At 72.0% G+C, this 26,685-nt stretch carries 30 protein-coding genes; 16 read left to right on the plus strand and 14 right to left on the minus strand.

The annotated features are described in order from the left end of the window. Positions 1 to 117: 117 nt before the first annotated feature. On the plus strand, positions 118 to 846 hold the full coding sequence (locus ACBJ32_RS15215; protein ID WP_357868725.1) for a phosphoadenylyl-sulfate reductase: 729 nt from the start codon (positions 118 to 120) through the stop codon (positions 844 to 846). Positions 847 to 905: 59 nt separating this feature from the next. Continuing rightward, positions 906 to 1,604: a sirohydrochlorin chelatase gene (locus ACBJ32_RS15220; protein WP_375127757.1), complete on the plus strand. Its 699-nt coding sequence runs from the start codon at positions 906 to 908 to the stop codon at positions 1,602 to 1,604. A 45-nt stretch (positions 1,605 to 1,649) separates the two neighbouring features. On the opposite strand, the gene ACBJ32_RS15225 is transcribed toward ACBJ32_RS15220, so the two are convergent. Further along, positions 1,650 to 2,369, minus strand: coding sequence for a DUF1707 domain-containing protein (locus ACBJ32_RS15225; protein WP_357868720.1), 720 nt, complete (start codon positions 2,367 to 2,369; stop codon positions 1,650 to 1,652). 186 nt (positions 2,370 to 2,555) lie between these two features. On the opposite strand from ACBJ32_RS15225, the gene ACBJ32_RS15230 reads away from it, so the two are divergent. Further along, the gene (locus ACBJ32_RS15230) at positions 2,556 to 3,920 is read left to right on the plus strand and encodes an ankyrin repeat domain-containing protein (protein ID WP_375127251.1); all 1,365 of its coding nucleotides are present in this window, start codon (positions 2,556 to 2,558) and stop codon (positions 3,918 to 3,920) included. A 4-nt stretch (positions 3,921 to 3,924) separates the two neighbouring features. On the opposite strand, the gene ACBJ32_RS15235 is transcribed toward ACBJ32_RS15230, so the two are convergent. The 4 genes from ACBJ32_RS15235 to ACBJ32_RS15250 all read right to left on the minus strand — a co-directional run bounded on the left by ACBJ32_RS15235 (position 3,925) and on the right by ACBJ32_RS15250 (position 6,818). After that, positions 3,925 to 4,500, minus strand: a complete 576-nt coding sequence (locus ACBJ32_RS15235; protein ID WP_375127252.1) for an HD family hydrolase — start codon at positions 4,498 to 4,500, stop codon at positions 3,925 to 3,927. Positions 4,501 to 4,625: 125 nt separating this feature from the next. Then, positions 4,626 to 5,057, minus strand: coding sequence for a hypothetical protein (locus ACBJ32_RS15240; RefSeq protein WP_375127253.1), 432 nt, complete (start codon positions 5,055 to 5,057; stop codon positions 4,626 to 4,628). A 254-nt stretch (positions 5,058 to 5,311) separates the two neighbouring features. Next, entirely contained in the window at positions 5,312 to 6,202 is an 891-nt protein-coding gene (locus tag ACBJ32_RS15245) for a maleylpyruvate isomerase family mycothiol-dependent enzyme (protein ID WP_375127254.1), read from the minus strand. A 58-nt stretch (positions 6,203 to 6,260) separates the two neighbouring features. Continuing rightward, entirely contained in the window at positions 6,261 to 6,818 is a 558-nt protein-coding gene (locus ACBJ32_RS15250) for a sigma-70 family RNA polymerase sigma factor (RefSeq protein ID WP_357868705.1), read from the minus strand. A 151-nt stretch (positions 6,819 to 6,969) separates the two neighbouring features. Here ACBJ32_RS15250 and ACBJ32_RS15255 point away from each other — a divergent pair, with 151 nt between their 5' ends. Beyond that, positions 6,970 to 7,395, plus strand: coding sequence for an OsmC family protein (locus tag ACBJ32_RS15255; protein ID WP_185102645.1), 426 nt, complete (start codon positions 6,970 to 6,972; stop codon positions 7,393 to 7,395). A 76-nt stretch (positions 7,396 to 7,471) separates the two neighbouring features. After that, positions 7,472 to 9,598, plus strand: a complete 2,127-nt coding sequence (gene glgX, locus ACBJ32_RS15260; protein WP_357868702.1) for a glycogen debranching protein GlgX — start codon at positions 7,472 to 7,474, stop codon at positions 9,596 to 9,598. A 7-nt stretch (positions 9,599 to 9,605) separates the two neighbouring features. Here glgX and ACBJ32_RS15265 read toward each other — a convergent pair whose 3' ends face one another. Beyond that, positions 9,606 to 10,001 carry a hypothetical protein gene (locus ACBJ32_RS15265; protein ID WP_375127255.1) on the minus strand — a complete coding sequence of 132 codons (396 nt, stop codon included), beginning with the start codon at positions 9,999 to 10,001 and terminating at the stop codon, positions 9,606 to 9,608. 140 nt (positions 10,002 to 10,141) lie between these two features. Between ACBJ32_RS15265 and ACBJ32_RS15270 the strand changes: the two genes are divergently transcribed. From ACBJ32_RS15270 to ACBJ32_RS15280, 3 genes are read left to right on the plus strand one after another with little or no spacing between them, the layout of a single operon-like run. Beyond that, positions 10,142 to 10,882, plus strand: coding sequence for a pyrimidine reductase family protein (locus ACBJ32_RS15270; RefSeq protein WP_375127256.1), 741 nt, complete (start codon positions 10,142 to 10,144; stop codon positions 10,880 to 10,882). Beyond that, positions 10,879 to 12,030 (plus strand): ATP-dependent DNA ligase, encoded by a 1,152-nt coding sequence (locus ACBJ32_RS15275; protein WP_357868693.1) that lies wholly within the window; start codon positions 10,879 to 10,881, stop codon positions 12,028 to 12,030. Before ACBJ32_RS15270 ends, ACBJ32_RS15275 begins: the two co-directional genes overlap by 4 nt. 26 nt (positions 12,031 to 12,056) lie before the next feature. After that, positions 12,057 to 12,398: a hypothetical protein gene (locus ACBJ32_RS15280; RefSeq protein ID WP_375127257.1), complete on the plus strand. Its 342-nt coding sequence runs from the start codon at positions 12,057 to 12,059 to the stop codon at positions 12,396 to 12,398. Here ACBJ32_RS15280 and pgeF read toward each other — a convergent pair. Beyond that, positions 12,395 to 13,102 (minus strand): peptidoglycan editing factor PgeF, encoded by a 708-nt coding sequence (pgeF, locus tag ACBJ32_RS15285; protein ID WP_375127258.1) that lies wholly within the window; start codon positions 13,100 to 13,102, stop codon positions 12,395 to 12,397. The genes ACBJ32_RS15280 and pgeF overlap by 4 nt on opposite strands. Positions 13,103 to 13,207: 105 nt before the next feature. On the opposite strand from pgeF, the gene ACBJ32_RS15290 reads away from it, so the two are divergent. Then, entirely contained in the window at positions 13,208 to 13,384 is a 177-nt protein-coding gene (locus ACBJ32_RS15290) for a hypothetical protein (RefSeq protein WP_375127259.1), read from the plus strand. Next, positions 13,384 to 14,307, plus strand: a complete 924-nt coding sequence (locus ACBJ32_RS15295) for a U32 family peptidase (RefSeq protein WP_375127260.1) — start codon at positions 13,384 to 13,386, stop codon at positions 14,305 to 14,307. Before ACBJ32_RS15290 ends, ACBJ32_RS15295 begins: the two co-directional genes overlap by 1 nt. A gap of 4 nt (positions 14,308 to 14,311) precedes the next feature. Here ACBJ32_RS15295 and ACBJ32_RS15300 read toward each other — a convergent pair whose 3' ends face one another. Continuing rightward, positions 14,312 to 15,385, minus strand: a complete 1,074-nt coding sequence (locus ACBJ32_RS15300) for a class I SAM-dependent methyltransferase (RefSeq protein ID WP_375127261.1) — start codon at positions 15,383 to 15,385, stop codon at positions 14,312 to 14,314. 118 nt (positions 15,386 to 15,503) lie between these two features. On the opposite strand from ACBJ32_RS15300, the gene ACBJ32_RS15305 reads away from it, so the two are divergent. Together ACBJ32_RS15305 and ACBJ32_RS15310 are read left to right on the plus strand one after the other, a co-directional pair. Beyond that, positions 15,504 to 16,937 carry an aldehyde dehydrogenase family protein gene (locus ACBJ32_RS15305; RefSeq protein WP_375127262.1) on the plus strand — a complete coding sequence of 478 codons (1,434 nt, stop codon included), beginning with the start codon at positions 15,504 to 15,506 and terminating at the stop codon, positions 16,935 to 16,937. A 19-nt stretch (positions 16,938 to 16,956) separates the two neighbouring features. Then, positions 16,957 to 17,832, plus strand: coding sequence for a tetratricopeptide repeat protein (locus ACBJ32_RS15310; RefSeq protein WP_375127263.1), 876 nt, complete (start codon positions 16,957 to 16,959; stop codon positions 17,830 to 17,832). A gap of 142 nt (positions 17,833 to 17,974) precedes the next feature. Here the strand turns inward: ACBJ32_RS15310 and ACBJ32_RS15315 are convergent, their stop codons facing one another. The 3 genes from ACBJ32_RS15315 to ACBJ32_RS15325 form a co-directional block, all read right to left on the minus strand. Further along, positions 17,975 to 18,946, minus strand: coding sequence for an alpha/beta hydrolase (locus ACBJ32_RS15315; RefSeq protein ID WP_375127264.1), 972 nt, complete (start codon positions 18,944 to 18,946; stop codon positions 17,975 to 17,977). A 91-nt stretch (positions 18,947 to 19,037) separates the two neighbouring features. Continuing rightward, the gene (locus ACBJ32_RS15320) at positions 19,038 to 19,439 is read right to left on the minus strand and encodes an RNHCP domain-containing protein (protein ID WP_357868667.1); all 402 of its coding nucleotides are present in this window, start codon (positions 19,437 to 19,439) and stop codon (positions 19,038 to 19,040) included. A gap of 1 nt (position 19,440) precedes the next feature. After that, positions 19,441 to 19,788, minus strand: a complete 348-nt coding sequence (locus tag ACBJ32_RS15325; RefSeq protein ID WP_375127265.1) for an RNHCP domain-containing protein — start codon at positions 19,786 to 19,788, stop codon at positions 19,441 to 19,443. Between the two features lie 287 nt (positions 19,789 to 20,075). Between ACBJ32_RS15325 and ACBJ32_RS15330 the strand changes: the two genes are divergently transcribed. Further along, complete coding sequence (locus ACBJ32_RS15330; RefSeq protein WP_375127266.1) at positions 20,076 to 22,223, plus strand: acyl-CoA dehydrogenase; 2,148 nt, start codon at positions 20,076 to 20,078, stop codon at positions 22,221 to 22,223. Here the strand turns inward: ACBJ32_RS15330 and ACBJ32_RS15335 are convergent, their stop codons facing one another. Both ACBJ32_RS15335 and ACBJ32_RS15340 read right to left on the minus strand, forming a co-directional pair. After that, positions 22,224 to 22,877, minus strand: a complete 654-nt coding sequence (locus ACBJ32_RS15335) for a class F sortase (RefSeq protein ID WP_375127267.1) — start codon at positions 22,875 to 22,877, stop codon at positions 22,224 to 22,226. A gap of 37 nt (positions 22,878 to 22,914) precedes the next feature. Continuing rightward, the gene (locus tag ACBJ32_RS15340) at positions 22,915 to 23,451 is read right to left on the minus strand and encodes a hypothetical protein (protein ID WP_375127268.1); all 537 of its coding nucleotides are present in this window, start codon (positions 23,449 to 23,451) and stop codon (positions 22,915 to 22,917) included. Between the two features lie 165 nt (positions 23,452 to 23,616). Here ACBJ32_RS15340 and ACBJ32_RS15345 point away from each other — a divergent pair, with 165 nt between their 5' ends. Then, complete coding sequence (locus ACBJ32_RS15345; protein ID WP_375127269.1) at positions 23,617 to 23,811, plus strand: hypothetical protein; 195 nt, start codon at positions 23,617 to 23,619, stop codon at positions 23,809 to 23,811. A 6-nt stretch (positions 23,812 to 23,817) separates the two neighbouring features. Then, positions 23,818 to 24,627 (plus strand): MBL fold metallo-hydrolase, encoded by an 810-nt coding sequence (locus tag ACBJ32_RS15350; protein WP_375127270.1) that lies wholly within the window; start codon positions 23,818 to 23,820, stop codon positions 24,625 to 24,627. Between the two features lie 333 nt (positions 24,628 to 24,960). Here ACBJ32_RS15350 and ligD read toward each other — a convergent pair whose 3' ends face one another. After that, the gene (gene ligD / locus ACBJ32_RS15355) at positions 24,961 to 25,962 is read right to left on the minus strand and encodes a non-homologous end-joining DNA ligase (RefSeq protein ID WP_357868644.1); all 1,002 of its coding nucleotides are present in this window, start codon (positions 25,960 to 25,962) and stop codon (positions 24,961 to 24,963) included. 312 nt (positions 25,963 to 26,274) lie between these two features. Here ligD and msrB point away from each other — a divergent pair, with 312 nt between their 5' ends. Further along, positions 26,275 to 26,676 carry a peptide-methionine (R)-S-oxide reductase MsrB gene (gene msrB / locus ACBJ32_RS15360; protein ID WP_357868641.1) on the plus strand — a complete coding sequence of 134 codons (402 nt, stop codon included), beginning with the start codon at positions 26,275 to 26,277 and terminating at the stop codon, positions 26,674 to 26,676. Positions 26,677 to 26,685: the final 9 nt, after the last annotated feature.

Below are 26,685 nucleotides of genomic sequence, written 5' to 3' on the forward strand. Positions count from 1 at the left end.
CCACTGCCCCTACTGCGGCGAAGAGGATCTCGAACCCTACGAGGGTGATGGCGGCTGGTACTGCCGCGCCTGCGCTCGTGCCTTCAAGCTGAAGTTCCTTGGAATCGGAGTGAAGATATGACGCTGGTCGACATCGAGGTCGGTCTGAGAGAGCAACGCGGCGCCCTCGACCTGCAGGACATCGTCGAGTCCGCCGCGAAGTTCCTGGACGACGCCCCCGCGCGCGAGATCATCCGATGGGCGGCGGCGACGTTCGGCGACCGGCTGTGCCTGACCTCCTCGATGAGCGACGCCCTGCTCATCGACCTGGTCAGCCGGGTCAAACCCGGCGTGGACGTGTTGTTCATCGACACCGGCTACCACTTCGCCGAGACCATCGGCACGCGGGACGCCGTGCGGCAGGTCTATGACGTCAACGTGATCGACATCAAGCCGTCGCGGACGGTCGCGGAGCAGGACCGCGACCTCGGGCCGCGCCTGTTCGGCCGCAACCCCGACCTGTGCTGCTACCTGCGCAAGGTGGAGCCGCTGAACCGGGCGCTGGAGCCGTACCTGGCGTGGATCTCCGGCATCCGCCGCGACGAGTCGCCCAGCCGGACCGGCACCAAGGTCGTGGAGTGGGACGCCAAGCGGCAGATGGTGAAGGTCAACCCGATCGCCTCCTGGACCCAGGAGGACGTGGACAACTACATCGCCGACAACGGGGTGCTGATCAACCCGTTGCACTACGACAACTACCCCTCGATCGGCTGCGCGCCGTGCACGCGGCAGGTCGCGGAGGGGGAGGATCCGCGCAGCGGTCGCTGGGCGGGCCTGGGGAAGGTCGAATGCGGCATTCACCTGTGATCCCCAGCGGGGGACCCGTCCCGTTGGCAGGCGGGGCGGCCCCCGGCCGCGTGCCACTGGTGGCGGTGGCGCACGGGTCTCGCGACCCGCGGGCCGCCGCCACCGTGGCCGCGTTGCTCGATCGGGTGCCGCTGGACGTGCGGGTGGCGTACCTGGACCACAGCGCCCCGACCCTCGGCCAGGCCCTCAGCGGCCTGCGCGAGGCCGTGGTGCTGCCGCTGCTGCTCACCGAGGCGTACCACAGCCGGGTGGACCTGCCTGCGGCGCTGAACGAGGCGCGTGCGCGCGAGCCCCGGCTGCGCGTCCGCTACGGGCACACGCTGGGCCCGCACCCGCTGCTGCTGACCGCGCTGGAGCGGCGGCTGGGCGAGGCGGGCGTGCCGGCGGGCGACCCGGACACGGCGGTGGTGCTGGTGTCGGCCGGGTCGAGCGACGCGCGGGCCAACGCGGTGATCGCGGAGACGGCGCGGGTGTGGCGGCGGTCCGGCTGGTGGACCGTCACCCCCGCGTACGCCTCCGCCGCCTCCCCCACGCCGGCCGAGGCTGTCGCCTCGCTCGTCCGGGCGGGGGCGCCGCGGGTGGTCGTGGCGCCGTACCTGCTGGCTCCCGGGTACTTCGCCGACAAGGTGCGCCGCGACACGCTGGCCGCGGGCGCGTCGGTCGTGGCGGATGTGCTGGGGCCGGCGCCCGAGCTGGTGGACGTGCTGGTGGAGCGTTACGAGGCCGCTCAGCGTCAGCCGGTCACCCTGGCCGGCTGAGCGCCCCGCCCGGGGCGCCCGGAAGGCCGGGGCGCCGGTGACGGGTCAGTAGCCGCGGCCCAGCCGGCGGTCGTCGCGGATCTGGCGGCGCAGCTCGCGCTCCTCGGCTGCGATCCGGCGGCCGATCTCGCGCCAGTCGTCGCCGTGCAGCCGCCGCCAGTGCTCGCGCCACGCCGCGAAGCCGCGCTGGAGCGGCTGCACCTGCGAGTCGCCGATCACCTTGACGTCGCCCATCACGGCGTACGCCTGCACGCGCACCACGGGCACGTTCATGCCGGGCGGCGCCTGCATGACGTTCACCTTCTTGTCGCCCATGACCGCCATGCCGTCGAGGTCCACGTACACGCCGTCAGGCACGATGATCTTGACGTCGCCCATCACGGAGACGGCCAGGATCTCCACCCGGTCCGTACGCACCTCCGCCTCGCGCAGGTCGAGCAGGACGTCGCCCATCACGGCGACGGCCCCGAGCTCCTGGTCGATGCGCCAGGTGCCGCGGCGCTTGGAGTCGCCCATGACGCCGACGAACCACCGCCGCTTCTTGCGCTCCGGGGCCGCGGCGGCGACGGGGGCGGAGCCGCCCGCCGTGGGCAGGTCCTGGGTCAGCATGGCCAGCTCGGCATGGGTGGTCGCGGTGTACGCGGCCTCCGTGCGGTCGGTCAGCTCGGCGAGCGTCAACCGGCCCTCGACCGAGGCGACCCGGAGCTGCTCGACGACGGCCTCGCGCTCGGCGTCCGATGCGCGGACCTCACCGGGATCAGTCATACTCGCAACATATCGCGTTTGCGTCCCGGTGCAGCTCCTCCTTGCGGAGGAATCCAGTTATCCATCGAAACATGCATATTCGGGATGAGATCTGAACCGGTCCGCGGGCGGGGCGCGTACCACGCCATGACACGGGGCCCCGGCCTTGGTCCGGGGCGCGGCCGGACCAGGCTAGGGTCCCTTGTCATGCATGCAGAACAGCTCTACCGCGCGGCGTTGATCGGCGACATCGAGACCGTGGGCAAGCTGCTCGCGGGCGGCCTCGACCCCAACACGCCCAGCGAGGGACAGGAAGACGGCGGGGCGGAGGGCGGGCTGGCCCTGTGCGCGGCGGCCTCGCGTGACCGCACCGAGGTGATCACGGCGCTGCTGTCCGCCGGCGCCGACGTCAACGCCAGGGAGGACGGCGGCTGGACGGCCCTGCTGTGGGCCGCCGCCAACGGCCACGCCGACGCCGCCAGGCTGCTCGTCGAGGCGGGCGCCGACGTGAACGCCACCAACGAGGTCGGCGACACCACGCTCACGCTCGCCGCCAGCCGCGGCGCCCCCGGCGTGGTGCAGGTGCTGCTGGAGGCGGGCGCCGACCACGAGAGGTACGACGGCGACGGCGACACCCCGCTCGAGGTCGCGCTCGGCTGGGCGGGCGTGCACCTGGAGAGCGCGCTGCTGGAGCAGATCGAGCAGGAGGGCTGGGAGTACGTCGTGGCCCGCCAGTACGCCAAGGACGGCACCGAGCTGATCACCGTGGCCGGCCGCTCCCCCGACGGCGAGCAGAGCGAGCAGGTGCAGGCCCAGCGCGGCCACGCCGCCGTCGCGACCCTGCTGGAGGACGCGGCGGGCGTCTACACGCCGGTCGAGCAGCTCGTGGCCAGGGCCCTGGCGCACCGCGACGTCGACGAGGACGCCGAGACCTGGTGGATCGTGGCCGACTCGCTGGGCAAGCGGGCCGACGAGGAGACGTACGAGGCGCTGGCCCGGTTGTGCGTGAGCGAGGACGCCAGGGAGCGGGAGTTCGGCGTGGACGCGATCGCGCAGTTCGGGTTCGCCGACGGGGAGAAGCCGTACCTGGAGCGGACCCTGCCGCTGCTGCAGAAGATGGTCACCACCGAAGGCAACCCGCAGGTGCTGCGCTCGGTGCTGGCGGCGCTCGGGCACCAGGGCGACCCGCGGGCGCTGCCGAACGTGCTGGACATCCTCGGGCGTCCCGATCACAAGCGCACGATGACGGACCCGATCGCGCTGGCCGACGTGCTCCCGCCGGACCACGAGGAGGGGCTGGCCCTGCTGATCTCCATGACCGAGGACGAGGACTCGGAGATCCGCGACTGGGCCACCTCCGGGCTCGCCGGGCTGGCCGCCGACACGCCGCGGATCAGGGAGGCCCTGGCGGCCCGGCTGTCCGACTCCGACCTGCGTACGGTGGCCGAGGCCACCCGCGGCCTGGCCGACCGCGGGGACGAGCGGGCCGCGCAGGGCATCTCGCGGGTGCTGGCGGAGAGCGACGACGAGTACGCCAGAGAGCTGGTCACCCGGCCCGCCGCCGGAGCCTGAGGGCTCAGTCGCCGTTGAGCACGCGGGTCACCCAGTCGAGCGTCCCCGTGCTCAGGGCCTCCTCGGCCAGGCGCTTGCCCGACTCGGTGGTGATCGCGGCCAGCGAGCTGTCGATCCACCCCTGGACGTTCTGGTGGCCCTGCTCGCGATACTCGACGGCCTGGATGAGGCACTCCAGCTTGTCGGCGTCGCGGGCGCAGACGGCTTCGAGGGTGGCCTTCTCCTCGTACTCGGCCACGGCGTCGCCGACGATGGAGGCCACCTCCGCCGGCAGGCCGCGGACCTGGTCGGCGGTGACGTCCTCGTTGGAGGCGGCCGTGAGGTAACGCTTGCCGATGTACGGGATGTCGGTGACGCGCGTCTCCTGCGTGTCGTGGAAGAGGCTCATGAACGCGGCCCGCTCCGGATTGCCGCCCTCCAGACCCGCGATCACGGCCGCGATGACCGCCGCGCGGAAGGAGTGCTCGGCGATGCTCTCCGGATCGCGGACGCCCGCGACCAGCCAGCCGGTTCGTTTGTAGCGCTTGAGCAGCCCGAACTCGTACAGAAACCCCGCCAGACCCGTCACGTCACCTGCCACGAGGACCCCCTTCTCGTCATGCGCAGAGTCTGATTCCTGCCCCGAAATCACGCGGCGAATGCCGTGACCGGCCGGCCGGTCACGGCACTCGCGGGGCGTCGCGCGTTCGCACGCCCGGCCTCGGGTCAGCCCTCGTCGCCGTCGCCCTCGTCACCGAAGGGCAGCCACGGGTCGAAGTCCCACGGGTACGGGTCTTCCTCGTGGCCGTCCTTGATCGGCTCGCGGTCGTCCTCGATCGGCTTCCGGTCGTCGCTGACCGGCTTGCGATCGTCCTTCACCGGCGGCTTCACCGGCAGTTCGGGGGCCGGCTCGGCGTGGTGGTGCCGGTCGCCCGAGTGGTGGTGGTCGTGCTCGTAGTAGTGATCGTGGTGCCGGCGGTGGTGGTGCCCGTGGCAGCGCCGGCCGCCGCACCAGCGCCGGCCCCACGAGCCGTCGCCGCACCGGCGGTCGCCACAGCCCAGCGCCGGCTTGTCACCGGTGACGTATCCGGCGCCGGCCGGGACGGCGGACGCGCCTGCGCTCGCGCCGGCGACCCCTTGGCCCGTGGGAAGGAGCATGAGGCCCGCCGTGGCGCCGGCCACGGCGAGCGCCGCGAAACGCCGACGGCCCCGGCGATTATGTGGATTTTCGGTATTCACGTGCATTCTTTCCGTCCTGGGTAGTTCGACCCGGAATCCCGCGTCCCTTTTTCGGGAACGCTCGGATAAGGGGCGACGTACCCATGCACGTAATCGCCTTTACCTCCACCGATCGAAATAACCTGTCAAAGCCCTAACGCAAATAGCCGCGGCGTTCAATCCCTTTTGCGCTATTACGGGCCCGAAAGGGTGGGGGCGGTCGCCAGCACGTCCCTGGCTAGGGCGAGATCGCCCTCCAGGTCGGCGGGGAAATCGGCGGGATCGCCCCTTCCACCGAGCAGGAAGCAGAATTTCTTCACGTCCGCCGTGATGTGCGCGTCGGGCTCGCCCGGCCCGGCGTCCTCCACGCCCAGTGCGACGCGCCACTCGCCGCCGCCCTCGCCGGTCAGCGTGAGGTGGAGGGTGCGGCCCGTGCCGTCCACGCCGCCGAAGAGCATCGTGAAGGGCAGCAGGCGGGCGCACAGGTCGGCGGTGGGGTGGATGTGCCGCGCGATCGGGTCGGGCAGGCGGATCTCGGCCGTCTCGGCCGCGTCGGAGGTGTGGATCCACGTCTCCAGGCAGCGGGCCAGGATGTGGTCGTTGACCGGCGCCTCCAGGCCGTCGATCGTGGCCTGGGTCGTCGGGGGCAGCTCGGCCAGGTGACGGCAGAGGGCGTCCGCCTGCGCGCGCCAGTCCCTGCGGGTCTGCTCGGGGCTGCGGGCCCGCTCGTACGCCTGGACGTCGCTCGTACGGGACAGCGAGTCGGCCGCGCCGATCGGCGGGCCCAGCACGGGAGCGCCGACGGAGGCGGCCAGCAGGCCGTCCTTGGCGGCCAGGTGGGCGACGAGCTCCTGGAGCGTCCAGCCCTCGACGATGATCCGCGACCAGTCGTCGTCCACCGCCGAGGCGAGCAGCGCGTCCATGGCGGCCACGCGGCCGGCGTACGGCTCCACCCAGGCGGCGGTGGGGGCCGCCGGCCGGCGCCGGGCCCGGGCCCCGGCGAGGAGCTGGGGCCGCAGCGAGCGGGCCGGCACCTCGGGGTCCTCCATCAGCGCGTCGAGGTAAAGACGCTCGACGGGGTCCATCACACCTCTTCCTGAGCATGCGGGTACGCCTCGGCCGTGTGCGGCGACCTGGCGTCCATCACACTTCTTCCTCTGCCAGCGCGTCCGCCAGGCGCCGCAGCGCCAGCCGGATGCGCGATTTGGCCGTTCCCTCCGGCACGCCGAGCTCCTCGCCGACCTGCCGGTAGGTCCTGCCTCCGAAATAGGCGAGCTCCACCGCCTCGCGTAAGCCGTCGGGCAGTGACGTCACCGCCTGGCGCACCCGCTGGGCCTCGTCGGCGGCCAGCACGGTGTCCTCGAGCCTGGTGGGCTCGCGCTCGAACAGCCTGGGCCCGAGCGCCGACACCCGCCTGCGCTCCTCGGCCCGCACGTGGTCGACCGCACGCCGGTGCGCGATCGTGGCCAGCCAGGCGCGCAGGGTGCCGCGTTCCGGGTCGTAGGCCAGGGGCCGCTCCCAGAAGACCAGGAAGACCTCCTGCGTGATGTCCTCGGCGATCACCCGGTCCCTGGTGACCCGCAGGGCGAGACCGAAGATCAGCGAAGAGAGCCGATCGTAGACCTCCCCCAGCGCGGACTCATCGCCGCCGACCACCCGCTGGTGCAGCAGACGGTCGTCGTACGGTGCCTCCACTGGCACCACACTCCCGTTTATTCCGGACCAAGGCGGCAGGTGCGCCGCGACCCGAGCATGTCACTATTCGCACCAAATGTAGAGCTGGATGACCGCCGGGCAAGACTCTTTCGCGCCACGATAAGGTCGAAAGGTAACAACGGAGGGAGCAATCACCATGGCCACCACCCGCACCGCCACCACCCAGTGGAAGGGCGCCCTGCTCGACGGCTCGGGCACCGTCTCGCTCGACACCTCGGGTGTCGGCACGTTCGAGGTCTCCTGGCCGTCCAGGGCCGAGTCGGCCAACGGCAAGACCTCCCCCGAGGAGCTCATCGCCGCCGCCCACTCCTCGTGCTTCTCGATGGCGCTCTCGCACGGCCTCGCCGGGGCCGGCACGCCGCCGGAGTCGCTGCAGACCAGCGCCGACGTGACGTTCCAGCCGGGCGAGGGCATCACGGGCATCGTGCTCACGGTGAAGGGGCACGTTCCCAACATCACGGCCGAGCAGTTCCAGGAGGCGGCCGAGACGGCCAAGGCCAACTGCCCGGTGAGCAAGGCCCTGGCCGGCACGACGATCAGCCTCAAGGCCGAGCTCCTCTAGTCCCTTGGTCGCGCGGGGAGCGGCGATGTGGTCATCGGAAGACCAAGAGCGCTTTCGCGTGCGACAATCGGGTCACATGCGCGAGGTCTGGCCGGGCGAGCCCTATCCACTCGGCGGCACCTGGGATGGCGTGGGCACCAGCTTTTCGGTGTTCTCCGAGGTCGCCGAGCGGGTCGAGCTGTGCCTTTTCCACGATGACGGCTCCGAGGAACGCGTCGACCTGCCCGAGGTCGACGGGTTCGTCTGGCATGGCTACCTGCCGGGCATCCAGCCGGGGCAGCGGTACGGCTACCGGGTGCACGGGCCGTACGAGCCGTCGCAGGGTCACCGGTGCAACCCGGCCAAGCTGCTGCTCGACCCCTACGCCAAGGCCATCGACGGCGACCTGACGTGGAACCAGGCGCTGTTCCCCTACTACTTCACCGATCCCACCCGGCGCAACACCGAGGACAGCGCGCCGTACATGCCGAAGAACGTGGTGATCAACCCGTTCTTCGAGTGGGGCAACGACCGGTCGCCGCGCATCCCGTACCACGAGACCGTGATCTACGAGGCGCACGTGCGCGGGCTCACCATGCGCCACCCCGACGTGCCGCCCGACCTGCGCGGCACGTACGCCGGGGTGGGGCATCCGGCGATCATCGACCATCTGCTGTCGCTCGGGGTGACGGCGGTCGAGCTGATGCCGGTGCACCACTACGTGCCCGAGCACTTCCTGGTCGCGCGGGGGCTGACGAACTACTGGGGCTACAACACCATGGCCTACCTGGCCCCCCACGGGCGCTACTCCAGCGCCGGCACCAGGGGGCAGCAGGTGCTGGAGTTCAAGGCCATGGTGCGGGCGCTGCACGAGGCGGGCATCGAGGTCATCCTCGACGTGGTCTACAACCACACGGCCGAGGGCGACCACATGGGGCCCACGCTGGGGTTCAGGGGGATCGACAACGCCGCCTACTACCGGCTGCACGACGGCGACCGGCGCTACTACCTCGACTACACCGGGTGCGGCAACTCCCTCAACGTGCGCTCGCCGCACGCCCTGCAGCTCATCATGGACTCGCTGCGTTACTGGGTGCTGGAGATGCACGTCGACGGGTTCCGCTTCGACCTGGCCTCGGCGCTGGCCAGGGAGCTGCACGACGTCGACCGGCTGAGCGCGTTCTTCGACCTGATCCAGCAGGATCCGGTGATCTCGCAGGTCAAGCTGATCGCCGAGCCGTGGGACGTGGGCCCCGGCGGCTACCAGGTGGGCAACTTCCCGCCGTTGTGGACGGAGTGGAACGGCAAGTACCGCGACATCGTCCGCGACTTCTGGCGGGGCACGCACTCCGCGCTGCCCGAGTTCGCCTCCCGCCTGACCGGCTCCGCCGACCTGTACGAGTCCTCCGGCCGCCGCCCCGTCGCCTCGATCAACTTCGTCACCTGCCACGACGGGTTCACGCTGAACGACCTCGTCTCGTACGACCACAAGCACAACGAGGCCAACGGCGAGGACAACCGCGACGGCACCAACGACAACCGCTCCTGGAACTGCGGCGCGGAGGGCCCGGTCGAGGATCCGCAGATCGTCACGCTCCGCCGCCGCCAGCGCCGCAACTTCCTGGCCACGCTGTTCCTGTCGCAGGGGGTGCCGATGCTCTCCCACGGCGACGAGATCGGGCGCACGCAGCGCGGCAACAACAACGCCTACTGCCAGGACAACGAGCTGGCCTGGGTCGACTGGTCGCTGGTGAACGCCGAGTCGGAGCTGCTGGAGTTCGTGCGGGCGCTGGCGAAGCTGCGCCGCGAGCACCCGGTCTTCCAGCGGCGGCGCTTCTTCCACGGGCGCCATCCCGACAACGGGGCCCGCGACCTGGTCTGGCTGACGCCCGGCGGGCGGGAGATGACGGCCGGCGACTGGCACATCAGCTACGCCAAGTCGCTGATGGTCTACCTGAACGGCGAGGCGATCACGGAGATGGGGCCGCGCGGCGAGCGGATCGCGGACGACTCGTTCCTGCTGCTGATCAACGCGCACCACGAGAGCCTGCCGTTCACGCTGCCGGGCGAGGAGTTCGGCACGCGCTGGCTGCCCGTGCTGGACACCACGCATGACGTGGTGGAGGAGGGGTTCGCGGACGACGGGTGGCAGGCGGGCGACCTGGTGGCCGTCACGGCGCGCTCGCTGCAGGTGCTGCGCCGGCCCAGGAGCGGCAAGTCGTAGGGGCGGTTCAGAAGACGCGGGCCGCGCTGGCCGTGAGGAAGACCAGCGTGAACGCCGTCACCCCGGCCAGGCCGTGCAGCGTCACGGCGAGGGCGGGGAAGCCTCGGCCCGCCATCCGGTGGCGGCCGGCGCCGAGCCAGCGGGTGGACATCGCGAAGCCGAGCAGGGCTGCCGCCGCCAGGCCCGCGAAGGCCGCCCAGGCGAGCGCGCGGCTGCCCGTGGCGAGGCCGGCGGCGTAGCAGGCCAGCGCCGACACCGCCAGCGCCGGGTGGGCGAAGACGAGGGCGGCGGGGAAGCGGGTGACCTTGGCGCGGCGCAGGCCGCCGCCCGCCAGCCACAAGGAGAGCAGGTAAACCCCGGCGAGCGCGGCGACCGTCCATGCCGCGGCGGTGAGCAGGCCCACAGCGCGCCTCCCTCGATCCCCATCCCTATCGTTACGTTAAGCGGAGAATTGCCGGTACGTCCGCCGATACGGGAAAAGCGGTATCCGTCCGCAAAACCCCTGGCCGATCGGATGTCGGTGGCGTGTGCCAAGGTAGAGGGGTGCGGCGCATCTATCCCGACATACAGGACAACCCGGATATCGTGCAGGCCTACGCCTACCCCGACGACCGGCCATGGCTGCGGCTCAACATGGTCGCCAGCGCCGACGGCGCCGCCTGGCTGAAGGGGCGGTCGGGCCCGCTGTCGAGCAAGGGCGACAAGCGGATCTTCCAGACCCTGCGCGGGCTGGCCGACGTGGTCGTCGCGGGCGCCTCGACCGTGCGCAAGGAGGGGTACGGCCCCGTCCCGCCGCGCGACACGTGGGCGGAGATCAGGCAGGGGCGGCCCGAGGTGCCGCCCATCGCCGTGATCACCCGCAGCCTCGCGCTCGATCTCGACGGCGAGCTGTTCTGCGACGCCCCCAGCAGGACGATCGTGATCACCTGCGAGGCCGCGCCGCACGAGCGGCGCAAGGAGGCGGCCAAGCTCGCCGACCTGATCGTGGCCGGCGAGGAGAGCGTCGACATGCGGCAGGCCGTGGCCGCGCTGCACCAGCGCGGCCTGACCAGGGTGCTGTGCGAGGGCGGGCCCCGGATCAACGCCCAGCTCTCGGCCTGCGACCTGGTCGACGAGCTGTGCCTGTCGATCAGCCCGCTGCTGGTCGGCGGCGGTGCGGCGCGCATCCAGAACGGCGAGCCCGCGCAGGTCACACTGGATCTCAACCAGGTGCTGGAGGAGGATGGCGTCCTCTTCTGCAAGTACACGAGGGCCACTCACGGGGACGAGGGAGCGCAGCCATGACCGATGAGCCGACCGCACCGGAGGTGGCCGAGGAGCCGGAGCCGGTGCCCAACCTGCCGGTACGGCCGCCGGTGGCGCCGATGCTGGCCAAGCCGGTCAAGGCCATGCCCAAGCAGGACGGCACCCTGCTCTACGAGCCGAAGTGGGACGGGTTCCGCTGCATCATCTTCCGCGACGGCGACGAGGTCTACCTGGGCAGCCGTAACGAGCGGCCGTTCACCCGCTACTTCCCCGAGCTGGTCGAGGCGGTCAGGGCCGAGCTGCCCGACAAGGTGGTGATGGACGGCGAGATCGTGCTGCCGGTGGGCACGCAGCTCGACTTCGACGCCCTGCAGCAGCGCATCCATCCGGCCAAGTCGCGGGTGACGATGTTGTCGGAGCGCACGCCGGCCCAGTTCATCGCGTTCGACCTCCTGGCGCTGGGCGACGAGTCGCTGATGGAGACGCCGTTCTCCGAGCGGCGGGCGCGGCTGGAGGGGTTGTTCGGCGAGAAGGCCGGCTCGGTGCGGCTGACGCCCGTCACGACCGCCTACGAGCAGGCCCTCGAATGGTTCGAGACGTTCGAGGGGGCCGGGCTCGACGGCATCATCGTCAAGCCGGGCGACCAGCCGTACGTCCCGGACAAGCGCACGATGTTCAAGGTCAAGCACGAGCGCACCGCCGACGTGGTGATCTGCGGCTACCGCGAGCACAAGACGGGGCCGATCGTGGGGTCGCTGCTGCTCGGCCTGTACGGCGACGACGGGCGGCTGCACCACGTGGGCGTGGCGGCCTCGTTCCCGATGAAGCGCAGGGCCGAGTTGGTCGAGGAGATCAAGCCGTACCTCGCGGAGCTGAGCGAGCACCCCTGGGGCCACTGGGCGGAGCAGGCGCAGGCCAACCTGGGCCAGCCGGCCGCCGGGCCCGCGACGGGCGGGCAGCGGGTGCCGGGCGCGGTGTCGCGGTGGAACGCCAAGAAGGACCTGTCGTTCATCCCGCTGCGGCCGGAGCTGGTGATCGAGGTGGCCTACGACCAGATGGAGGGCGACCGGTTCCGGCACACGGCGCAGTTCCGGCGGTGGCGGCCCGACCGTACGCCCGAATCGTGCACGTATGAGCAGTTGGAGCGTCCGGTTAGTTACAACCTCGATGACATCCTTGCCCGTTAGCACCGGATCCCGTTATATCTCGACATATGAATACAGGGGATGAGTTACGGGCCGCCGTGTCCGCGCGGCGGGATCTGGGGCCCGAGTACGAGAACGAGGTCGTGGACTCGTTCCTCGACAAGATGGGCCAGGAGATCGACCGGCGGGTCGACGAGCGGCTCGCCACGGCCGCGCCCAAGGCCGGGCCGGTCAACCAGACCGTGGCCGACGGGCAGCGGCTCGCCCTGGCCATCGTCTCGCTGGTGCTGGGCACGGGGGCCACGCTCGCCTTCGTCCTCACCGACAGCAAGGCGTCCTACGTGATCCCGGTCTGGATCGCCATCGTCATCGTGAACGTGATCTTCAACAGCAGCCGGGGGAAGGGCTAGACCAGCCAGATCAGCCCGGCGAACCGGCCGCCGGGCTGCTCCCTGCGATGGGAGTAGAGCTCCTGCGCCTCGATCGTGCAGCGCGCGTCGTGGCGCACGTCGGCCAGGCCCGCGGCCCGTAGCTGGGCCTCGATCCCGGCCCGCAGGTCGAGCGCGGGCGTCTCCCAGGACGTCGTGGACCACGTCGCGGGCACCCTGGCCGCCACCCGCTCGCGCAGGCCGGCGGGCACCTCGTAGCAGCGGCCGCACGCGCCGGGGCCGATCAGCGCGACCATCCTGCCCGGCTCGGCGCCCTTGGCCGCCATGGCCTCCACCAGCGTCGTGGCGATGCCCGCCTCGGTGCCGGGGCGGCCGGAGTGCGCCGCGCCCACCATGCGGGCCACCGGGTCGGCCACCAGCACCGCGGGGCAGTCGGCCCCGAGCGAGGCCAGCGCCAGGCGCGGCTCGGTGGTGAACACGCCGTCGAGCGGGGGCGGGTCGTCGCCGAAGGGCTCGCTCACGTACGCGACGTCGGCGCCGTGCACCTGCCGCATGAAGACCACGGCCCGCACGCCCAGCTCGTCCCTGACGCCGTCGCGGTTGGCGCGCACGTTCGCCGGGTCGTCGCCGACCAGGCCGCCGAGGTTGCGCGAGCCGTAGGGCGGGGCGCTGACGCCGCCGTGGCGGTCGGTGACGGCGACGTGGACACCGGGGGCGAGCTCCATGACCCCGATCCTAGAGCCACTGATCCGCCGCCGGGGTGCCGCCCATGCTCACGGCGCGCTTCCTCGACGAGCCGCGCCGCGACCTCGTACGGGTATCGCCCGGCCGTGCTGGAGACCGGCCACCGCGGGATGGACTTCCGGGACCGGCCGCACGCGTGCCGGGGGCGGGTGATATCGACGGTGGGGAACCGGGCAGAGCTGGAGCTGTGGGGCGAGGACGGCACCGGCCGTCGCACCACGCTCGGGCGTGCCGAAGTGATCGATGACGAGGAGATCCCCTGATGACCAGCCTTGCCGACCTCCATGCCCTGATGTCCCGGCTCGGGCACCCGGTCGTAGGGTCCGCCGCGCCCTCCGGGTCCGGGTTCGCGGACGGGGCGCCGTACCGTTTCGAGATCCCCAGCGTCGAGGGGCCCGAGGTGCTGGAGGCGGTGGTCGCGGAGGCCGACCGGCTCGGCGTGCCGGTCGCCAGGACCTCGCAGGGCAGCGGTGTGATGATGCTGACCGACGAGGAGATCACGCGCATGGCGCGGATCGGGGCCGAGAGGGGCATCGAGGTGAACCTGTTCCTCGGGCCGCGCGCCGCCTGGGACACCGGCGGCCAGGCCAAGCTCACGCAGGCCGTCGGCGCCGCCGCACGCGGCAACGCGATGGTGGCGGCGTGCCTGGCGGACGCGCTGCGGGCCTGCTCGCTGGGCATCCGCAGCCTGCTCGTCGGCGACCTCGGGACGCTGGACCTGCTGCGCGAGCTGAAGGCGGACGGGACGCTGCCCGCGAACCTGGTCCTGAAGACGTCGGTGCTGATGCCGCTCACCAACGGCCCGACCGCGGCCCTGTACGAGCGGCTCGGCGCGACCACCGTCAACGTGGGCACCGACCTCACCGTGCCGCACCTGGCCGAGATCCGGGCCGCCACCGGGCTGCCGATCGATCTCTACCTGGAGGTGCCGGACGACCAGGGCGGGTTCGTCCGCTTCTACGAGGCCGTGGAGATCGTCCGGGCCGCCGCTCCCGTCTACCTGAAGATGGGGCTGCGCAACGCGCCCAACATCTACCCCTCGGGCGGGCATCTCGGAGCGGCGCCCAAGGAGCTGGGACGGGAGCGGGTACGGCGGGCGGCGCTGGTGCAGCGGCTGATCGAGCAGCTCGACCCGGCGCTGGCCAAGCCGTCGCAGACCTCCGACCTCGGCGTGCCCGAGCTCTGACGCGTCAGGCGTGCAGGCGGTGGATCCTGAGGGGCCCACCGCCCCAGCGGCCGATCGCCTCCTCGTCGGCGAAGGCGAGCACGCGCATCATGTTCCCGCCGTCGCTCAGCTTCACGTTGCGGCGCAGCCTGGCGACCAGGTCGGCGGGCAGCCTGGTGGTGCCGGCCTCGATCGTGTCGCCGTAGTGCGGGGCGAAGGCCACCCCGGCGAAGCCGGTACGGCCGAGCAGCGTGCGCACGGTCTCCGAGGAGTAGAACATCAGGTGGTTCTTGGTGAAGCCGCTCCAGGCGGCCCCGTACGCCTTGAGCAGCAGCGACCGCGCGTTCACCGTCAGGATGAGCAGCACGCCCCCCGGCGCCAGCAGGCTGCGGAACCGCTGGAAGTCCTCCAGCGGCCTGGGCAGGTGCGCGAGCACCGACCAGAGGGTGATCACGTCGAAGCCGCCGGCCGCGATCTCGGGCACGTCCTCGGGCGCCCCGAAGTAGGTGCGGGCCCTGCTGAGCCGCTGGTTGGCCTGCTCGACCGACTCCGGCGACAGGTCCACCCCGTAGGCGTCGAAGCCGCGCTGCTCGGCCAGCTCCAGGAACAGCCCGACCCCGGAGCCGAAGTCGAGCAGCCGCCGCTCCTTGCCCTCGTCGAACACCGGGGCGAACGACCTCATGGTGAGGTCGTAGCGGCGCTGCCGGTTGGCGGCGTACTTCCCGGTCAGGAAGTTGCTGTAGCCGGTGGCGTACAGGTCGCCGAGCCGCTCGGGGCGCACGTTGGGATTGCGGTAGAGGAAGCCGCAGGACGGGCAGCGGACGACGTGGTAGCGCCAGCCCTTCCCGCCGGTGGGGGTGAAGAGCGGCTGCTGGCGGGACTCCCCGCACATCATGCAGCTCAGGAACTCCTCGATCTCGCCCAGGGACCGCAGCCCCTGGTACTCGGCCAGCGACATGACCGGCGCCCGCCGGAGCAGCAGGCGCCACTGCGCCTCCCGGATGAGCCGTTCCCCCGGACGGACATAGACCCGCTGTCCCCACGGGACGCGGTCGTAACGCGAGCCGTACGCCAGCCGGCCGAGCATTCTGTGTGCCATAGCCACCACCCTTTGTGCGTTTGTGTGCCCGTGCGTTTCCCGGCTATGCGTGCGTCTCCGGGCACTTTGCATGATCTTTGGGCTGGTCGAGGCTATTGAGCAAGCATATGCTTGGTCCATGCGTGAGTTCCGCAACCTCATCGGCGGCGAGCTGGTCCCCGCCCCCCGCACGATGGACACGGTCAACCCGGCCACGGGCGAGGCGTGGGCCACGATCCCGGCCGGCGGCGCCGCGGAGGCCGAGGCGGCCGTCGAGGCGGCCGGGCGCGCCTTCCCCGCCTGGTCGGCGCTGCCCGCCCTGGCCAGGGCGCACTACCTGCGCAAGGTCTCGGAGGTGTTCGGCCGGCACGCCGAGGAGCTGGCCAGGCTGGAGACGCGCGACAACGGCCGGATCCTGCGCGACACGCTCAAACGGGACCTGCCGGGCATGGCGCACCTGTGGCAGCTCGCCGCCGGGCAGTGCCTCGACGCGGTCAGGGGCGACACCGTGCTGCTCGGGCCGGACGCGCTGGGGCTGACGCGGCGCGAGCCGTACGGGGTGGCGGTCTGCGTCATCCCGTGGAACTCCCCCATCTCGACCTTCTCCGCCAAGGCCGCCTACGCGCTGGCCGCCGGCAACACGGTGATCGTCAAGCCGGCCGAGCAGGCGAGCGCGTCCGTGCTGCGGCTGGGCGAGCTGCTGGCGGAGGTGTTCCCGCCCGGGGTGCTGAACATCGTCAGCGGCCTGGGCGAGGAGGTCGGCGACGCCCTCGTACGGCACCGCGGCGTCGGCAAGATCAGCCTCACCGGCTCGACCGCCACCGGCCAGGCCATCACGCGGGCCTCGGCGGACGCGCTCAAGCCGATGACGTTCGAGCTGGGCGGCAAGTCGCCCAACATCGTCTTCCCCGACGCCGACCTGGACGCCGCCACCCAGGGCGTCACCGTGAACTCCGTCTACACGGGCAACGCCGGGCAGGTGTGCGTGGCCGGCTCGCGCATCCTCATCCACCGCTCGATCTGGGACGAGATGCTCGGTCGCATCGAGCGGGCCTGCGCCGGGCTGGTCCTCGGGGACCCGCTCGACCTGGCGACCACGATGGGGCCGATCGTGTCGGCCGGCCAGTACGAGCGGGTCACGTCGTACCTGGAGCTGGCCGAGAAGGAGGGCGCGCGGCTCGTCTTCGGCGCGCGGACCGGCGCGGACGTGGTGCCCGCGCTGCCCGGCGGCTACTGGGTGGCGCCCACGCTGTACGCGACCGAGGACAACGCGCTGCGCGTGTGCCAGGAGGAGATCTTCGGGCCGGTGGCGGTGGCCATCCCGTTCTCCACCGAGGAGGAGGCGGTGACGATCGCGAACGACTCGCCCTACGGGCTGGCCGCCGGGGTGTGGACGCGCGACCTGGGACGGGCGCACCGGCTCATCCGGGATCTGCGCAGCGGTACGGTGTGGGTGAACACGTTCAGGCAGATGCCGCCCGGGCTGCCGTTCGGCGGGGTCAAGGACAGCGGGTACGGCCACGATTCGGTCCTGGAGTACACCCGGGAAAAGGCCGCCATTATCCAGATCTAGTTGGATAGATTTACCCCTCATGAGCGAGGGGATCAAGGACCATTCCGGGCTGTCCGAGGCGGCCGCCCAGTCCCGGGCCTCGGTGCTGCGCAGCCGGGCAGAGTCGTACATCGCGCTCTCGCGGCACGACGCCGCGATCGCGGACCTGACCGAGGCGATCGCGCTGGCACCGGACAACGCCCGCGCCTGGCGGCTGCGCGGGGAGAGCCACCGGGTGACCGAGCGGTACGAGGCCGCGCTGGAGGATTTCGGCGAGGCGCTGCGGCTGGAGCCCGACAGCGCGTACGCCCTCGGCTCGCGCGGCCAGACCTACGCCGCGATGGGCCGCCTGGACGAGGCCATGGACGACTTCGAGCACGCGCTCACCCTCTCGCCCGAGTCGCTGTGGATCCTGGAGGCGAAGGCGGACGCCCTGGTGGACCTGGACCGGCTGGACGAGGCGCTGGCGGAGCACTCCAAGATCATCTCTTTGGACGAGGAACTCGCGTACTCGTGGGTGGCCCGCGGCGACCTGTACCAGCGAATGAAGCTCTACACGGAGGCCGTCGACGACTACACCAGGGCGCTGGAGGCGGACCCCGACCACGTGCGCGCGCTGAGCCGGCGGGGGGAGGCGTTGCGGATGATGGACCGGTACGAGGAGGCGCTGGCCGACCTGAACCGGGCGCTGGAGCTGGAACCGGGTAACGACCGGGCGCTCGGGAGCCGGGGAGCGGTGCTGAGCGAGCTGGGGGACAACGAGGCGGCGCTGAAGGATCTGGACGCGGCGATCGAGCTCGATCCCGAGTACGTGTGGGCGTTCCGGGTGCGGGGGGAGATCCTCCAGGAGCTGGACCGGCACGAGGAGGCCATCTCCGACTTCACCCGGGCCCTGCACCTGGACTTCGGCGACTGACCCCGGCGACCGGCTCCGGCGGGTGACTTCGGCGGCTGGCGCTCCGGCTGTGGCCGGACGCCACCGGGCGGACGCCACCGGGCGCGCGCTCGTCCGGCGCGCACGTCCGATGGTGGCTTATCCGCACCCGTCCGATGGCGGCTCATCCCAGGCGGCGGTGGCCTTCGGTGGCGAGCCACTCCACGGCCGCCGCTCCCGCCGACGGCAGGATCGAGATGTGACCGTCGCGGGGCGACAGGCGGAGCTCGGCCGTGGGGCAGTGACGGGCCAGCCGATCGCCATGGCCGGCAGGCGCGACACGGTCCTTGCCGCCGTGGACGAGCAGAACGGGGGCGGTGGCGGCGGCCGGGTCGCAGCCCCATGGCGTCACGTACGCCAGGTCGTCGTCGATCAGCCCGCCCGGCCCCTTCGCCACGGCGGGGCCGACCACGCTGTCGAACCAGGACCACTCCCCCTCGAACGCCGCATGGTCCTCGGGGGTGAACATCTCCGGGTCGTACGCGGCCGCGGCCTCGTGACGTTCCTTGGCCGCCCGTCCCCGGGCGGCGGCTCGCAGGGAAGCCTCGCAGGAAGGCGCCATGCCCGCGAACCAGTCGAAGTCATCAGCCGCACGCGCCTCCCGATCGGCCCGGCCGCGCCCCGCCTCGCCCGCCGCGTCATGCGGGGCGAACCCCCCTGCGGGGTAGGGCGCGTGATCGCCTGCTGCGCGAGGGGTTGGGCCTCCTGCGGCGTAGGGTGCCAGGCCGGACACGCTCAGCACGGCCAGCACGCGCTCTCCCAGCAGGGCCGCGCAGGCCAGGGCGTGGGAGGCGCCGCCCGAGTGGCCCATGACCGCGAAGCGGCCGAGGCCCAGCGCGTCGGCGATCCGGCTCGCGTAGCCGGCCGCCGACGCCAGGGTGCGGCCGGGCTCGGGGGTGGAGCCGCCGTAGCCCGGGCGGTCGTAGGAGATCCAGCGCAGGCCGAGGCGGTCGTCGAAGAGCGGCGCGGGCGGCGCGCCGATGTTGGGCGTGCCGTGGTGCCACAGGACCGGCAGGCGGTCGGTGGCCCCCGGAGCCGTGTCGTAGACGTGCAGGATCCGGCCGTCATCGATCGTGAGTTCGAATTCCTTCGTCACGGGACAAGCCTAGCCGCCGCCGGGGCCGCGTTCGACGGCCCCTCTCGTACGAGGGGCCGCAGAGCGACGCGTGAGGCCCCGGCGGGCGGTGTCACAGGGTCAGCAGGGCGCTGACCGGCAGGCGCGAGTCCGACAGGGGGCGGATGGCGATGCGGAGCAGCGCCAGCGCGTTGTCGTCGCCCGCGATGCGGTTGGCGCTGAGCCCACCGCACGACTGGCAGCAGTGGATGATCAGCCACTCCCCGTCGCGCCGGACGGTGACGCTCAGCGCCGCCATCCGGCCCCGGCACCCCGCCCGCCGGTCCCCCGGTACGCGGTGATCGACGTGCAGGCTGGTCAGGCAGTGCGGGCAGTGGTTGCGGTGCGCGGTGCCCGGCGCGATCATCGGCACGTCCATGCGGCACCCGACGCAGCGGAACGCGTCGCCGGGCTCGCCGTGATGTGCCTTCTTGCTCCGTTGCGGCCGTTCCCGGCCCGGGTTCCTCCTGGGCATGTCACAGATCACCGAACGCCTCGAGCGGGAACGGCGGCTGCGCCAGCGGCCGTACGGCCATGCGCATGAGGATGAGCTGGTTGTCGTCCCCGCAGATGGGGTTGGACGTGAGCTCACCGCACCGGGTGCAGCGATGGATGATCATCCACTCGCCGGTACGCAGGACGGCGATCGAGATGGGGATCATCCGTGATCTGCACTCGTCGAGCAGGTGCAGCGAGTGCAGGCAGCTCGGACAGTGGTTGCGACGAACACCGTCCGGCGCGTTCGCGGCGACCGTCAGGCCGCAGCGTACGCACTGGAACGTCTCGGTGCTCGCGATGGAACGGGATTTGCCGTTGGCAGACAACCTGGGTACTCCTTGCCGGAATGGTCGTTCTCAGGACAGCAAGGGAGCCCTGGCGTGCCTCGCGGGCATGCGCTTGATGTGGCGGGTGGTCGTTAGGGGCAGGATCCGCCTAGGACACGGCGAGGCGCGCAGGGCGCGGTGCCAGGCATAAATCCCCCTCCTTGACGGGCACGACAGGCCCGGATGTCTCCACTGAACGGACGCCTGCGAGCGTAACGGGGCACGACGGCCGATCGCCAACCATTTTTCCGGTGGCCACCGACCGAACGAAGTTCTAGGGTCGGCTCATGGGCATCGGGCTGACCGAGGAGCACCAGGCGCTGGCGGCCTCCGTACACGGGCTGGCCGGGCGGGGCGCCGATCACGCGGCACTGGCGGGGCAGGGGCTGCTGGGGCTGCACCTGCCGGAGGAGTGCGGCGGGCAGGGGTTCGGGCTGCTGGAGCTGTGCGTGGCGGTGGAGGCGCTGGGCGAGCGGCGGGTCTGCGGGGCGTACCTGCCGGCCGTGCTGGCCTCGGCGGTGCTCGGCTCGTACGGCGCCGGGCTGCCCGGTGGCACCCGGCTGGAGTTGCTGCGCGGGCTCGCCGGCGGCTCCCTGACCGCCGCCGTGGCGCTGCCGCCCGGCTGCGCGATCGGCTCGGCGCGAGCCGACGTATTCGTCGTACCGGCCGGTGATGGCGGGTGGGCGGTGCTCGATCGGGGCGACGTCACCGCCGAGCCCCTGGAGGGGATCGATCCGGACCGGCCGCTGTGCTCCGTCGCCGCACGCGCCGTACCCGCCGACCGGCTGCTCGGGGCGGCTCCGGTACGTGAGCTCGCCGCCGTGCTGCTCGGCGCCGACGCGTGCGGGGTCGCGGCCTGGGCCGTGGCGACGGCGGCCGGGCACGCCAAGGTCCGCGAGCAGTTCGGGCGCCCGATCGGGCAGTTCCAGGGGGTCAAGCACCGGGTGGCGGGCGCCTTGGTGGCCCTGGAGCAGGCACGGGCCGCCGTGTGGGACGCCGCCAGAGCCCTGGACGAGTCCCGCGGCCCGAACACCTCTTCCGGCGCGGGGCCGGTCGTGGGGCCGGTCACGGGGCCGGTCACGGGGCCGGTCACGGGGCCGGTCACGGGGCTGGTCACGGGGGCGCTGCCCGGCGGTCTTGCCGAGGAGGTGCGGCTGGCCGTGAGCGTGGCGGCCGTACTGGCGCCCGACGCCGCCGTCCGGTGCGCGGCGGACGCCATCCAGGTGCTGGGCGGCATCGGCTACACCTTCGAGCACGACGCGCACCGCTACTACCGCAGGGCCCTGTCCGGCCGCACGCTGGCCGGCGACCCCGGCCCGTGGGCCGAGGAGGCGGAACGGCTGGCGGTGGCGGGGGTGCGGCGGCGGATGGAGCCGGACCTTCCGGAGGAGGCCGCCGCCGTCAGGGACGCCATCCGGGCGCAGGCCGCGTCGCTGCGCGCCGAGGAGCAGGCGGCCAGGCGGGCCAGGCTGGCGCGGGAGGGATGGATGATGCCGCATCTCCCCCGCCCCTGGGGCCGGTCCGCCACACCGCTGGAGCAGGTGATCATCCACCAGGAGTTCCGCGACCTCGGCCGCCCGAACCTGGGCATCGCCGCCTGGGCGGTCCCGTCCATCGTCCGGTACGGCACCCGCGAGCAGCAGGAACGTTTCCTCCCCGGAACGTTCGCCGGCGAGATCGTGTGGTGCCAGCTCTTCAGCGAGCCCGGCGCCGGCTCGGACCTGGCGGGGCTGGCGACGAAGGCCGCGCGGGTGGAGGGCGGCTGGTCGCTGACCGGCCAGAAGATCTGGACGTCCCTGGCGCAGTACGCCCACTGGGGCATCTGCCTCGCCCGCACCTCCCCGGACAGGCCCAAGCATGACGGCATCTCCTACTTCCTGGTGGACATGTCGTCCCCGGGCGTCACCGTCAGGCCGCTCAAGGAGATCAACGGGGACGAGATCTTCAACGAGGTGTTCCTCGACGACGTGTTCGTCCCGGACGACCTGGTCGTCGGCGCGGTGGACGAGGGCTGGCGGGTGGCCCGCGACACGCTCTCCCACGAGCGGGTCGCGCTCGGCGACTCCTGGGGCCCGGGCTCGCGGCACACCGACATGGCCCGGCACGTCTCCCGGCTGCCCCCGCTCAGGCAGGCGCAGCGCGAGCGGGCGGGCCGCCTGTGGGCCGAGGGCCAGGCCATCTCGGCGCTCGGCCTGCGGGTGACGCTGTCGCAGCTCGCCGGCGCCGACCCGGGCGCGGCTCCGAGCGTACGCAAGCTGCTCGGCATGCGGCACGCGCAGGCGATCTCGGAGTTCTGCTGGTCGCTGGACCCGTCGGACCGTCACTGGAGCCGCATGATCCTCACCACCCGGGCGTTCACGATCGGCGGCGGCACGACGGAGGTGCAGCTCAACATCATCGCCGAGCGCGCGCTCGGCCTCCCCCGGGATCCGTGATCAGCGCCCGGGATAGTACGGGGCCGCGAGGTGGGCGTACACGATCGTGTTGTCCTCGTAGCTGTGCGCCTGCCGGTCGAACGCGCCGCCGCAGGTCACCAGGCGCAGCCCCGGATAGCCGAGCTTGCCGTAGACCTTCCTGGCGGGGAAGCTGCGCTTCGGGGTGTGCTCGACCTTGTCGACGACGAAGACGGCCACCGAGCGGTCGGCCCGCAGCACCTGCACCTGGGCGCCGCGCTTGACCTCCTTGAGCCGGGCGAAGGCGGCGGGGCCCGTCCGCGTGTCCAGGTGTCCGGTGATCACGGCGGCGCCGCGCTGGCCGGGGACGGGGCCGTAGCGGTACCAGCCGGCCAGGTTGGGCGGGTCGAACGGCGGGTTCTGGATGGCGCCCTTCGCGTCCAGGCCCAGCTCCATCAGCGGGGCGGCCACGCCGATGGAGGGGATGTAGACGGCGGTGGGGCGGGCCGCGCGCATGGGCCTCGCCACCTTGGACGCTGGTATGCCGGCCAGTTCCTTGAGCGGCGCGGCGGTGGCGCTGGACTGCCGGGCCGCCGGGACAGTGGCCGTGTCGCCGCCTCCGCCGAGCGCGCCGCCGACGCCGAGCACGATCAGCAGCACTCCCGCCATCGACACGGCCACCGCCCCGCCCAGCACGAGCCGGTTCCCCGGCGCTCGCCGTGGCGGGGGCAGGTCAGCCGGCATCCTTGCGGCGCCGTACCGCGAGGCCGGTCAGGCCGGCGCCGGTCAGCAGCGCCGCCCCGCCCACCGCGAACGGCCACACCGGCCCGCCGGCCGCGAGCCCGCCGCCGCCCGTCTCCGGATGGCCCTTGGGCACCCGGTGCTCGTCCTCTCCCGCCGGCCGCCACGGAGGCTGCTCACCGGCAGGCCAGGAATCGGTGGGTACGGGCGCGTTCGACCACGACTCGTTGGGCTCGGGCACCTCGGGGTGTCCGGGCGGGTTCGACCAGGAATCGGCGGGTTCTGGCGCCTCGGAGTGCCCTGGCACGCCCGACCATGAATCGCCGGGTTCGGCGTCGCCCGACCAGGAATCGTCCGAGGGCTCGTCGCAGAGCAGCGGCAGGTGCACCAGGCAGGCGGAATCCGTGCCCGGGACCTGGGGATCGGTGCCGGCCCAGGCGGGGCCGGCGAGGCCGACGGCCAGGCTCACCCCGGCCACCGCGAAGGCGGTCGCCGCTCCAGCCGCTGCGAGACGTCGCGCTCTTGCCATGAGAAGGCTCCAGACTCGGTTGTCGCCCCCCGATGCACAACGAGAGCCTTGCGAACTATTAGACCGGCAGTCAAGTAATGTGACCGAAGTGAAACCGTCCAGACACGGAGGGTTTGGCTCTGGCGCGGCGTGGCAGGAGAACTCCACAAAGGGGGACAAAACGCCATGAGCAATCCACAACAACCAGAGCTACGCAGGTCAGGCAAGGGCAGCACCGACTCCAAGTCCGCGGACGCCCTCAAGGAGACGAAGAGCGGAGCCCGGCGCTCCGGCCGCCCGCACGGCACGGACAAGGGTCGCAAGGGGGGCGGCAAGGGCGGCGGCGTGCCCCCGGCCCAGCGACCACAACACCCGGAGTGAAGTCACGTGAAAGGAAGCCTGCAGTTCATCGGGAACGCCACCACGCTGATCCGTTACAACGGCTTCACGCTGCTGACGGACCCCAACTTCCTGCACCGGGGGCAGCGGGCGTACCTGGGGTACGGCCTGTCGTCGCGCCGCCTCACCGACCCGGCCGTGGAGATCGAGGATCTGCCGCCGCTGGACGCGGTGCTGCTGTCCCACATGCACGGCGACCACTGGGACAGGGTGGCGCGGCGGGGCCTGGACAAGGCGACGCCGGTCATCACGACCACGGCGGCGGCCGGCCGGCTGCGCCGCCGCGGATTCCGCAGGAGCGTGGGGCTGGAGAACTGGGAGCAGCACGAGCTACGCGGCCCAGACGGCACCGTGCGGATCACCGCGCTGCCCGCCAAGCACGCGCCTGGCGCGGCCGAGGCGCTGCTGCCGCCGGTGATCGGCACGATGGTGGAGTTCTGCAACCGCGACGAACGGGTCGAACTGCGCCTGCACATCAGCGGTGACACGCTGCTCGACCGCCGCCTCGACTCGATCCCGCGCCGCTTCCCGGACATCGACCTGGCCATCGTGCACCTGGGCGGCACCAAGCTCGGCACCCTGCTCTTGACCATGGACGGCGAGCAGGGCGCCGCGTGGGTGGATCTGATCAACCCGCACACGGTGGTGCCGGTCCACTACGACGACTACTCGGTCTTCAGCTCGCCGCTGGACGACTTCCGCCATCACGTCGAGCAGGCCGGGCTCGCCGACCGGGTCGTCTACCTGGACAGGGGCGAGACGCGCGAGCTGGCGCCGCATCACCTGGTACGCCGCTGACCGGCGCCGGGCCGGGCGACCTCGTCACGGCGCGGACGCGTGCCGGGCCGGGCGACCTTGTTACGGCGCCGACGCGTGTCGGCCGGGTGACCGCCGGGCGGCGCGCGCGCTGCCGGAACCGCCGTTTCGACGTCGGCCGAGCCACCGGTGCACTACGATCTGCGACGGAATCGTGTCGCAACGTGAGCCCACGTTCGGCTCGCCCCCGCCGGCCGTGCCGTCACCCCTGCCCGAGTCGAAGCCGGAGCCGAGCCCCGCGTCGAGCGCGGAATCGAGCACGGGATCAAGCACGGGATCGAGCACGGCTCCGAAGCCGACCTGAGCCGGCGCGGTTCAGGTGTCGGACCTGGCCTTGCTCGGCTGGACCCGCTTGGGCTCGCCGGGCATCTTCGGGTAGTTCGGCGGGTACGGCAGGTCGCCCCGCTCGTCCTCGGCGTACAGGCCGAGGAGAGGCTCGATCGAGTACGCCCGGTCGTCGATCGCCGCGTGCACGTCGCCCAGCTTCGCGAAGCGGGCGGGCACCGTGCGGATGTCGAAGTCGCGCGGGTCGGCGTCGGCGAGCTCGTCCCAGGTCAGCGGCGTGGAGACGGGGGCGTGCGGCTGGGCGCGCACCGAGTACGCGCTGGCCACGGTGCGGTCCCTGGCGTTCTGGTTGTAGTCGATGAACACCCGGTCGCCCCGCTCCTCCTTCCACCAGGCCGTGGTCACCAGGCTCGGGTCGCGGGCCTCGACGGCCCTGGCCAGGGCGATGCCCGCGTGGCGTACCTGGATGAAGTCCCAGCGCGGCTCGATGCGGACGGCGATGTGCGCGCCGCGGTTGCCCGAGGTCTTCACGAAGCCTTCCATGCCCAGCTCGCCGAGCACCTCCCTGGTCAGGAGGGCGGCCCTGCGCGCGGCGTCGAACTCCAGCCCCGGCTGCGGGTCCAGGTCGATGCGCAGCTCGTCGGGGTGCTCGACGTCGGCCGCCCGCACCTGCCAGGGGTGGAAGTCGATGGTGCCGAGGTTGGCGCAGTAGGCGATGGCCGCGACCTCGGTGACGCGCAGCGACTGCGCCGTGCGCCCGCTGGGGAAGGTCACGGTGACCGATTCCAGCCAGTCGGGGTGCTTGGGCGGCATGCGCTTCTGGTAGATGGCCTCCGTCTGCACGCCGTCGGGGTGGCGCTTGATGTTCGTGGGCCGGTCCTTGAGCGCGCGCAGCGCCCCCTCGCCGACGCTCACGTAGTATTCGACCAGTTCCCGCTTGGTGGCGCCGATCTCAGGAAAGTAGACCTTGTCGGGATTGGTGACCTTGACGGTCCGCTCCCCCACCTCGAGCTCTATGTACGGCGATGCCATGCCCCCGAACCTACTCCAAGCGGGGTGGGCCCGTCCCGGAGCCGCCTCGGTGGCGGGACCGAGGGCTCGACGGGACGGGCCGCGAGACCATCCGCCGCCGTTCCGGGCGCTGGCGCGCCACCCGGCCGGCCGTGGCGATCCCCAGCGGCGCCAGCACGGGCGTGGGCTGTGCCGCTCGGCGGGATCTGCGGATGATCACCCCTTGGCAAGGAGGCGATGACACCCCCTTGCCTACAAAGACGCAAATTCACCCCAGAACAGATGCTTCACCCTGCGGAGATCTCTTTTTGCACGATCTCGTACGCTGGACACATGGACAAGGTGGTCAAGAGCGAGGCCGAATGGCGGGCCCAGTTGTCGCCCGAGGAGTTCCACGTCCTCAGGGAGGCCGGGACCGAGCGCCCGTTCACGGGGGAGTACGTCGACACCAAGACCGAGGGCGTGTACTCGTGCCGCGCCTGCGGGGCAGAGTTGTTCCGGTCTGACACGAAGTTCGAGTCGCACTGCGGGTGGCCGAGCTTCTTCGAGCCGTCCGAATCCGACGCGGTGCGGCTGATCGAGGACCGCAGCCACGGCATGGTGCGGACCGAGGTGCGGTGCGCCCGGTGCGACTCGCACCTGGGGCACGTCTTCCACGGCGAGGGTTATCCGACGCCGACGGACGACCGCTACTGCATCAACTCGGTCTCCCTGCGGCTCGAACCCAAGGGGTGATCAAGCAGC

This window comes from Nonomuraea sp. GTA35 (genome assembly GCF_041950525.1).
Taxonomy (GTDB): domain Bacteria; phylum Actinomycetota; class Actinomycetes; order Streptosporangiales; family Streptosporangiaceae; genus Nonomuraea.